General features: G+C 70.6%; 1 pseudogene. It reads left to right on the top strand.

From position 1 onward, the window contains the following. Positions 1–66 precede the first annotated feature (66 nt). Positions 67–1,451, top strand: a pseudogene (locus tag AB0C99_RS39620) (sugar-binding protein); the annotation flags it as partial.

Below are 1,451 nucleotides of genomic sequence, written 5' to 3'. Positions count from 1 at the left end.
TCATGGCTGGGGCTAGGACGCCCAGCCATGACGGAGTCACAACGACGGCGCTTGCGGCGAAGCCGCATGGCGACCGTCCTTTTGTTGTCCTCGACATTGACCGTGACCAGCCTGGGCGGGCAGGCGCTGGCCATCCCTGGCCCGGGCATGAACCGTCAGGAGTCGACCTCTCAGGTCGACCTGCCCGACATCCCGAAGAGCACCGAGCTCGACGGCGATGCCGAGGCGCAGAAGACGCTGAGCACCGCGCCCGAGGTCCCGGTCGACCCGTACGCCCCCAAGGCGACGGCGGCGTGGACGTCTGGCACGGGCAACGCGACGCTCACCGCGGCGACGGCCCCCGGCACCACGGTCCCGGTCAGCAACAACCTGCCGATCGCCATCGGTGTCCCGGCGGGTGCCGACGCCGCCGCCATCGCCGGTGACTGGCAGGTGGGCCTGGCCCCGACGACCACGTCGCAGGACGCGGGCGTGTCCGGTGTCGTCATGAAGGTGACCCCGCCGGCGACGGTCGACCCGGCCGCCGAGGTGGCCCTGACCGTCGACACCACGGGCTTCGCCGACATGTACGGCCCGAACGCCGCCGAGCGCTTCGGCCTGATGCTGCTGCCGGAGTGCGTCTACTCCTCCCCGACCACGGGCGACTGCGCCGACGACGGCGGTACGACCCCGATGTCCGGCACCGACGCGACCGGAGACGCCGAGCGCCTCCGCTCCACCGTGAAGACGGTGGCCGCGAAGGACGCGCCGACCGGGTCGACGGCGGCGAAGAACGCGCCGACCCGCCAGCTCGTCACCGGCACGGTGCCGGTGTCCAGCCTGCTCGGCGAGGGCTTCGTCGCCCGGTCCGGCGCGACGAAGGCGTCGCTGCGCGACGGCGCCCGCCAGGCCGCGAACGCGGCGGGCGGCTCCGCGGTCGGCCTCCTCGACACCGGTTCGTCGGCGTCGGGCGACTTCACGGCTTCCCCGCTGCTGTCCTCGGGCTCCTGGTCCTCCGGCTCCTCCTCCGGCGCCTTCACCTACTCGTACCAGGTGCAGACCCCGGAGACGGCCGGCGGCCTGATGCCGAAGGTCGGCCTCTCGTACTCCTCGCAGTCGGTGGACGGGCGTACGTCGTCGTCGAACAACCAGGCTTCGTGGATCGGTGACGGCTGGGACTACAACGCGGGTTCCATCACCCGTACGTACGCCAACTGCCGTCAGGACTCGAAGAAGGCGGGTTCCAACAACTCCACGCACAAGACCGCGGACCTGTGCTGGGGCTCGGACAACGCCACCCTTTCCCTCGGCGGTATGACCACCGAGCTGGTGTGGGATGAGTCGAAGAACAAGTGGTTCACGGCCAACGGCGACGGTTCGACCGTCCAGCAGGTCAAGGGCCAGGCCACCGGCAACGGCGCCAAGGACGGTGAGTACTGGGTCGTCACCACGAAGGACGGCACCAAGTACCA

It is taken from the genome of Streptomyces sp. NPDC048659, assembly GCF_040650575.1.
Lineage (GTDB): Bacteria > Actinomycetota > Actinomycetes > Streptomycetales > Streptomycetaceae > Streptomyces.
Note: the sequence above shows the minus strand (reverse complement) of the source record. Positions and strands in the feature narration are given on the sequence as shown.